General features: G+C 74.8%; 8 protein-coding genes. 6 read left to right on the plus strand and 2 right to left on the minus strand.

All coding sequences use genetic code 11. The annotated features are described in order from the left end of the window. On the plus strand, positions 1-360 hold a 360-nt coding region (locus CTKZ_RS21655), incomplete at its 5' end, for a hypothetical protein (protein WP_371852375.1). 459 nt (positions 361-819) lie between these two features. On the opposite strand, the gene CTKZ_RS15075 is transcribed toward CTKZ_RS21655, so the two are convergent. Both CTKZ_RS15075 and CTKZ_RS15080 read right to left on the minus strand, forming a co-directional pair. Further along, positions 820-1,863 carry a hemolysin family protein gene (locus CTKZ_RS15075; RefSeq protein WP_124343711.1) on the minus strand — a complete coding sequence of 348 codons (1,044 nt, stop codon included), beginning with the start codon at positions 1,861-1,863 and terminating at the stop codon, positions 820-822. Continuing rightward, a complete protein-coding gene (locus CTKZ_RS15080) occupies positions 1,860-3,185 on the minus strand; it encodes a hemolysin family protein (protein WP_124343712.1) in 1,326 nt (441 codons plus the stop codon). The genes CTKZ_RS15075 and CTKZ_RS15080 overlap by 4 nt, the downstream gene beginning before the upstream one ends. 269 nt (positions 3,186-3,454) lie before the next feature. On the opposite strand from CTKZ_RS15080, the gene CTKZ_RS15085 reads away from it, so the two are divergent. The 5 genes from CTKZ_RS15085 to CTKZ_RS15105 all read left to right on the plus strand — a co-directional run. Continuing rightward, the gene (locus CTKZ_RS15085) at positions 3,455-4,228 is read left to right on the plus strand and encodes a response regulator transcription factor (RefSeq protein ID WP_124343713.1); all 774 of its coding nucleotides are present in this window, start codon (positions 3,455-3,457) and stop codon (positions 4,226-4,228) included. Continuing rightward, entirely contained in the window at positions 4,225-5,313 is a 1,089-nt protein-coding gene (locus tag CTKZ_RS15090; RefSeq protein ID WP_124343714.1) for a HAMP domain-containing sensor histidine kinase, read from the plus strand. The genes CTKZ_RS15085 and CTKZ_RS15090 overlap by 4 nt, the downstream gene beginning before the upstream one ends. Before the next feature lie 40 nt (positions 5,314-5,353). After that, positions 5,354-6,310, plus strand: coding sequence for an ABC transporter ATP-binding protein (locus CTKZ_RS15095; protein ID WP_124343715.1), 957 nt, complete (start codon positions 5,354-5,356; stop codon positions 6,308-6,310). Continuing rightward, entirely contained in the window at positions 6,310-7,122 is an 813-nt protein-coding gene (locus CTKZ_RS15100; RefSeq protein ID WP_124343716.1) for an ABC transporter permease, read from the plus strand. Before CTKZ_RS15095 ends, CTKZ_RS15100 begins: the two co-directional genes overlap by 1 nt. A gap of 263 nt (positions 7,123-7,385) precedes the next feature. Continuing rightward, a partial coding sequence (locus tag CTKZ_RS15105) for a 2-oxoglutarate dehydrogenase E1 subunit family protein (RefSeq protein ID WP_200829765.1) occupies positions 7,386-7,678 on the plus strand: 293 nt, incomplete at its 3' end.

Here is a 7,678-nt window from a genome sequence, read left to right on the forward strand (position 1 = left end):
GGCGAGAAGGGCCGCGGGGAGGGTGCCGAGGTCGTGGGCGCGGACGCGGTCCAGGACGGGCCGGGGTTCGCGGGGACCCGCGGCGACGCGGCGCGCGCTCCGGCACCGGTCGCCGGCGTGGCCGTCCGTGGCGCGGGCGCCGTCAGGCGGGAACCGGGTGCGGGCGGCGTGGTGCGCGAGCCAGGTGCGGGCATCGTCGTGCGCGTACCGGGCGCGGGCACCGTCGTACGCGAGCCGGGCGCGGGCACCGTCGTGCGCGGACCGGGCGCGGGGAGCGTCGTGCGCGAGCCCGGCGCGGGCAGCGTCGTGCGGGGGGCGCCGGACGCGGGAGAGGTCCGTGCGGTCGCGGCGACCCCGTAGGTCGAGCGCGGGGCCGGCTGGGCGGACCCGCCGTCGGGCCGCGGCTGGCTCCACGACGGGAGCGCAGGTCCGGCGGGCTGCGGGGCGGAGGTCACGGGGACGCCCGGGGGCGTGAGCACGGCGGTGGACGTCTGCTCGGCGGCGCGACGCTCGGCCTCACGGAGGCTGCGACGGGTCGGCCGGGGGGTCGCCTCGTTGTGCTCGGGCCCCACGACACCTCCACTCGCTCGGTCCACGCTGGCGGACGTCCGCGGCCGGGGAGGCGTCCCTCTCGGGGCGGCTCCGGCGACCGCGGTCACGAAACCATAACGGGTCGCGGTCGCGCTTCCAAGCCCCCTGGACAGCCGTCCAGGGCCTGCGCACGGCGACACGCGGTGCACATCGGGCGGATCTGGGCCACCGGGTGACCGGACCCACAGGTCAGCGTCGCATCCGACCCGGACCGGCGTCCGGGTCGGATCAGAACGCCTGGCCGCGCTGCATGGCGTCACGGACCTCGCCGACGAGCTCCTCGAGGATGTCCTCGAGGAAGACGACGCCGACCGTCCGACCGTCGTCGTCGACGCGCGCGAGGTGCGCCCCGGACCGCTGCATCGCGGCGAGCGCGTCCTCGACCTCGTCCCCCGGCGCGACGACCGCGAGCGCGCGCACGCGCCACGTCGGCACCGGCACCTGGCGGGCGTCCGCGTCGGCGTAGAGCACGTCCTTGAGGTGCAGGTAGCCCGCGGGGTGGCCGTCGTCGTCGAGCACGGGGAACCGGCTGTACCCCGTGCGCGCGACGAGCCGCTCGACCTCCTCGGGCGTCCCCCCGGGACCCACGGTGACGAGGGAGTCGACGGGCACCATGACGTCGCCCGCGGTCCGGTCCGAGAACTCGAGCGCGCCCGCGAGCAGGCCCTGCTCGTCCTCGAGCAGCCCCTCGGCCTGCGACCGCTCGACGATCGAGTGGACCTCCTGCGCGGTGAACGCCGACGACACCTCGTCCTTCGGCTCGACCCCGGCCAGCCGCAGCGCGTGGTTGGCGAGCCAGTTGAGCGCGGCGATGACGGGCCGGACCATGCGCGCGATCCAGACGAGCGGCGGGCCGAACATCAGCACGGCGCGCTCGGGTCCGGCGACCGCGAGGTTCTTCGGCACCATCTCGCCGAGCACGACGTGCAGGTAGACGACGATCGCCAGGGCCAGCACGAACGCGATGGGGTGCGTGAGGTCCTCGCTCACGCCCAGCGCGTGCAGCGGGTCCTCGATGAGGTGCGCGAGCGCGGGCTCGGCGACGACGCCGAGGCTCGTCGAGCACACGGTGATGCCGAGCTGCGCGCACGCGAGCATGAGCGAGACGTGCTCCATCGCCCACAGCACCGTGCGCGCGCGGCGGTCGCCGGCCTCCGCGAGCGGCTCGACCTGGCTGCGTCGCGCGGAGATGATCGCGAACTCGGCGCCGACGAAGAAGGCGTTGCCGGCGAGCAGGAGCGCGCCGACCAGGAGGGCGAGGTTGCTGCTCACGCGTCGCCCTCCTCGTCCTCGCCGGTCGCGACGGCCTGGACCCGGACGCGCTCGACGCGCCGGCCGGCCATGCGCTCGACGACGAGGCGGACGCGGTCGACGACGATCTCGTCGCCCTGCTCGGGGATCCGGCCGAGCACGTACATGAGCAGGCCGCCGAGCGTCTCGTAGGGGCCGTCCTCGGGCACCCGCAGGCCGGTGACCTCGGCGAGCTCGTCGGGACGCAGCACCCCCGCGAGCACCCAGGAGCCGTCGGCGGACTGCGCGGCGGACTGCCGTCGCCGGTCGTGCTCGTCGGCGACGTCCCCGACGAGCTCCTCGACGACGTCCTCGAGCGTGACGACGCCCGAGGTGCCGCCGTACTCGTCGACGACGACCGCGAGCTGCCCGCCCTGCCGCAGCTCGACGAGCAGGGGTCCGAGGTGCACGGTCTCGGGGACGCGCGGCACGTCGACCATGAGCGCCGCGGCGGGGACCTCGGCGCGCTTCTCGTAGGGCACGGCGACGGCGCGACGCAGGTGTACGAGGCCCACGACGTCGTCGGCGGAGTCGCCGATGACGAGGAACCGGGAGTGCCCGCTCGTGCGCGCGAGCGCGATGACGTCGGCGGCCGAGTCCTCGTCGCGTCGCACGAGCACGAGCCGCCCGCGGTCGGTCATGACGTCGACGGCCGTGAGCTCGGAGAACTCGACGGAGTTGATGAGCAGCGTCGCGGTCGACTCGTCGAGCGTCCCGACCTCGGCGGACCGCCGGACGAGCGCGGCGAGCTCCTGCGGCGACCGTCCGCCGGCGAGCTCCTCGCGCGGCTCGACGCCCACGCGCCGCAGGATCGCGTTCGCGCTGCCGTTGAACAGCGAGATGAGCGGCCGCAGGGTCGTGGTGAACCCGCGCTGGAGCGGGGCGACGGCGCGCGCGGTCCCGAGCGGGCGGCTGATCGCGAAGTTCTTCGGGATGAGCTCGCCGACGACCATCGAGAAGCCGTTGACCAGCACGATCGCGAGCAGGCCCGCGAGCGCGCCGCCGATGACCCGGCCGAGCGGCGACGACTCGAGCGGCCCGCCGAGCAGGCGGACGACCGCGGGCTGCGTCGTGTAGCCGAGCAGGATCGTGGTGATCGTGATGCCGACCTGCGCGCCGGACAGCTCGGTCGACAGCCGCCGCAGCGCCTTGACGACGGACTGCCCGCGCCGGTCGTCCGGTGCGGTCTGCTTGTCGACGACGCCCGGGTCGAGCGTGACGAGCGAGAACTCGGCGGCGACGAACACCGCGGTGCCGAGCGTGAGGAGGACGCCGAGGCCCACGAGGAGCCACTCGGTCAGCACGGGTCACCGCCCGGGGGTGCGACGGGCGAGGGGTCGACGTGCGGGCGGGAGGGGACGGGGAGGCCGGCGCCGTCGCCACCGGGCTGGTCGGCCCGCTGGGGTCGCCGGCAGCTACTTGAGCCGCTCATGGTGGCGACATCCTACGGTCCGGTCCGCCGCCGCGCCGGGTGCGCACGGGGGTCGGTCCTGCACCGGTCCGACACGTCTTCCCCCCGCCTCCCCCGCCGAGGTTCCGGGTGCGGGAGGGGTGGCTGTGCCACGCTGACCTCATGACGAACAGCAGCGGTGCGCAGCCGCCCGCGCCGTCCGGAGGTGCCGCGACGACCGTCCTCGTGGTCGAGGACGAGCCGGCCATCGCGCAGGCGATCGCGCACCGCTTCTCCGCCGAGGGGTGGCGTGTCGAGGCCGCCGCGGACGGCCCGTCGGGCGTCGCCGCCGCGACGCGGGTGCGCCCCGACGTCGTCGTCCTCGACATCATGCTGCCGGGCATCGACGGCCTCGAGGTGTGCCGCCAGATCCAGGCCGAGCGCCCGGTGCCGGTCCTCATGCTCACCGCGCGCGACGACGAGACGGACATGCTCGTCGGCCTGGGCGTCGGCGCCGACGACTACATGACGAAGCCGTTCTCGATGCGCGAGCTCGTCGCCCGCACGAAGGCGCTGCTGCGCCGTCAGGAGCGCGCCGCGCGTGCCGCGGAGATCGCGGTCGCGACGACGCCCGACCCGCCGCTCGTCATCGGCGACGTGTCGATCGACCGCGCGCAGCGCCGCGTGCAGCGCGGCGACCAGGAGGTCCACCTCACGCCCACGGAGTTCGACCTGCTCGTCGCGCTCGCGAACTCGTCGCGCACGGTGCTCACGCGCGAGCGGCTGCTCGCGGAGGTGTGGGACTGGGTCGACGCGAGCGGCACGCGCACGGTCGACTCCCACGTGAAGGCGCTGCGCCGCAAGCTCGGCGCGGACCTCATCCGCACGGTGCACGGCGTCGGCTACGCGTTCGAGCCCGCGGACGAGGGCTCGGCGGCGAGGTCCGAGGGGTCGTGAGCGCGCCGCGTCACGTGCGCGGCGAGGGGAGGTCACGGTTGCCGGACGTCCGCCCGCTGGACCGGTTCCGCTCGATCAAGATCAAGCTCGGCGTGCTCGTCGCGGCGTCGGTCGCGCTGGCGTCGTTCATCACGTGGGTCGGCCTGTCGCAGTTCCACCTGGGTCCGAGCCGCACGCTGCCGATCGCGATCGCGCTGTCGCTCGTCGTGACGCAGCTGCTCGCGCGCGGCATGACGTCGCCGCTGCGGGAGATGACGCACGCAGCGGGCCGGATGGCCGACGGCGACTACAGCCAGCGGGTGCAGGCGACGAGCAACGACGAGGTCGGCCAGCTCGCCGAGGCGTTCAACACGATGTCGGACGACCTCGAGCAGGCGGACACGTTCCGGCGCGAGCTCGTCGCGAACGTCGCGCACGAGCTGCGCACCCCGGTGACAGCGCTGCAGGCGCAGCTCGAGAACATCGTCGACGGCGTGAGCGAGCCCGACCCGGTGACGATGCAGGCGGCGCTCGCGCAGACGGAGCGCCTGGGGCGGCTCGTCACGTACCTGCTCGACCTGTCCCGCCTCGAGGCGGGCGACGTGCCGCTGCAGATCGAGGAGGTCCGGCTCGACGACTTCCTGCACGAGGCCGCGGACGGCGCGGCGCTCGTGGGGTCGACCAAGCGGCTGCGTTTCCCGGTGCACGTCGAGCCCGAGGACCTGTCGGTCCAGGCGGACCCCGAGCGGCTGCACCAGGTGGTCGCGAACCTGCTGCACAACGCGGTCCGGCACTCCCCGCCGGACGACGAGGTGCTGCTGGTCGCGTCGCGCGTCGGCACGGACGTCCGGATCGACGTCGTGGACCACGGTCCGGGCATCGCGCCGGAGCAGCGGGCGCACGTGTTCGAGCGGTTCGTGCGCGGCAACACCCCGGCGATCACCGGGCAGGGCTCGACGGGCGGCACCGGGCTGGGGCTGGCGATCGTGCGCTGGGCGGTCGACCTGCACGGCGGCCGGATCGAGGTCGCGGACGGGGGTCCGGGCTGCACGATGCGCGTGACGCTCCCGGGCCGTCCGGCGACGCCGCGGGCGCGCACCGCCTGACCCCATTGTTCTAGTCGCGTTAGAACAGTAGGGTCACGGCATGGCCACGACGAAGCCCTTGCCGAGCCACGACCGCGTCATCGCGGTCTCCCACCTGTCGAAGACCTTCGGACCCGTCCGGGCGGTCGACGACCTGACCTTCGAGGTGCACCCCGGCCGCGTGACCGGGTTCCTCGGCCCGAACGGCGCCGGCAAGACGACGACGCTGCGCATGCTGCTCGGGCTCGTCCGCCCGACCTCGGGCACCGCCACCATCGGCGGCCGCCCGTACCACCGCCTTCCCCGCCCGCTGCGCACCGTGGGCGCCGCCCTGGAGGCGTCGAGCTTCCACCCCGGCCGCACCGCGCTCGACCACCTGCGCACGTACGCGCCGCAGGTCGGCGTGCCCGACGCACGCGCGAGCGAGGTCCTCGACCTCGTCGGGCTCGGCGGCGCGGCGGACCGCCGCGTCGGCGGGTTCTCGCTCGGCATGCGCCAGCGGCTCGCGCTCGCCACCACGCTGCTCGGCGACCCGCCCGTCCTGCTGCTCGACGAGCCGGCGAACGGCCTCGACCCCGAGGGCATCCGCTGGCTCCGCGTGTTCCTGCGCGCCCTGGCCGCCGAGGGGCGCACGGTCCTCGTCTCGAGCCACGTCCTGTCGGAGGTCGAGCAGACCGTCGACGACGTCGTGATCATCGCGCGCGGCCGCCTCGTGCACGCGTCGCCGCTCGACGACCTGGTCCGGCTCGCGCGCCCGCAGGTGCGCGTCGTCTCCCCCGACGCGGCCGGCCTCACCGCGCTGCTGGCGCGCGGCGGCTGGACCCGTGCGGGTGACCCGGACGCGACCGGGCACGCCGTGGACCTCGTCGACGTCGACGCCGCGACCGTCGGCGCCGCGGCGTTCGCGGCGGGGCTCGAGCTGCACGAGCTGAGCACGCGGAACCCCGGGCTGGAAGGACTGTTCCTGGACATGGTCGCGACGCCGGCCGCCCCGACGCACCCGGAGGTGGCGGCCTGATGGGCGCGGCACTGAGGACCGAGTACCGCAAGCTCGTCACGACCCGCCTGTGGTGGGTCCTGCTGCTCGCGATGGTCGGCTACATGGCGTTCATCGCCCCGATCATGGCGTTCGTCGTCACGCAGGGCGGCGACATGGGCACCGTCCCGGGCGGCGAGGGCGGCGGCCCCCTGCCGCCCGACGCGATCGTCCGCACCGTCTACACGATCGCCGTCACGCTCGGCTACACGTTCCCGCTCGTCGTGGGCACCCTCGCCGTCACCACGGAGTTCCGGCACCAGACGATCACACCGACCCTGCTCGCCGAGCCGCGACGCAGCGTCGTGCTGGGCGCCAAGCTGCTCGCCGGCGCGGTGCTCGGGCTCGTCTTCGGCGTCGTCGGCACGGCGACCGTCGCGGGCGCCGGGGCGCTCGTCGTCTCGCTCGCGGGCCAGCCGACGTACCTCGACCTCGCGTCGACGTGGCGGGTGCTCGCGCTGTCCGCGGTGGCGCTGGCCCTGTGGGCCGTCGTCGGGGTCGGCTTCGGCAGCGTCCTGACCAACCAGGTCGCGGCCATCGTCGTGATCCTCGCGTTCACGCAGTTCCTCGAGCCGCTGCTGCGGTTCGGCCTCGCCGCCACGTCGTGGGGCGACGGCATCGCGCGGTTCTTCCCCGGGGCCGCGGCCGAGGCGCTGTCCGGCGGGAGCCTGTACGCCGAGATGGGGGCGACCCAGCTGCTCAGCCCGCTCCAGGGTGCCGCCGTCCTGATCGGGTACGCGCTGCTCTTCGCGGCGATCGGCCGGTTCACAACGTTCCGCCGCGATATCACCTGACGGGATCCGCTCGTCTCGCATGCTGTCGGGAGCGGGCCAAGCCATGACCTCCGCAGGTCTCGCGGCGACCTCGGCTTGAGCCCGCACCGACGGCGGCGTTGCCCGCCGTTGACCCTCGTGTGCCGACCAGGTGAAGACGGTCGGCAGATCGTCCGCCACCCCGTCCCCCGGCCGGGCCGAAGCCCCGACAGGCCGTAATGTTGTCATCAACAGATCCGGCGACGACGCGGTCACGAACCGCAGCGGAAGTGGGCGATCCCAGCGTGACCCAGAAGGCGGAGCCTGACTCGACCCGTGCCGACTTCGGCGCGAACGAGTGGCTCGTGGACGAGCTGTACGAGCAGTTCAAGCAGGACCGGAACGCGGTGGACCCCGCGTGGTGGGACTTCTTCGAGGGCTACAAGCCCGGCGAGACCGAGACCCCGAGCGGGTCCAACGGGTCGCCGGCCCCGGCGGCCGCCCCGTCGGCCCCCGCCCCGCAGACGCCCCCGCCGTCCCCGGCCCCCGCAGCCCCGCCGGCGGTGAGCGCCCCCGCGGCGCCCGCACCCACCAGGAC

The organism is Cellulomonas algicola, assembly GCF_003851725.1.
Classification (GTDB): Bacteria; Actinomycetota; Actinomycetes; order Actinomycetales; family Cellulomonadaceae; genus Cellulomonas; species Cellulomonas algicola.

Coding starts and splice junctions, on each gene's coding strand:
- CTKZ_RS15085 (WP_124343713.1), top strand. CDS start 3,455: ATGACGAACAGCAGCGGTGCGCAGCCGCCCGCGCCGTCCGGAGGTGCC.
- CTKZ_RS15095 (WP_124343715.1), top strand. CDS start 5,354: ATGGCCACGACGAAGCCCTTGCCGAGCCACGACCGCGTCATCGCGGTC.
- CTKZ_RS15100 (WP_124343716.1), top strand. CDS start 6,310: ATGGGCGCGGCACTGAGGACCGAGTACCGCAAGCTCGTCACGACCCGC.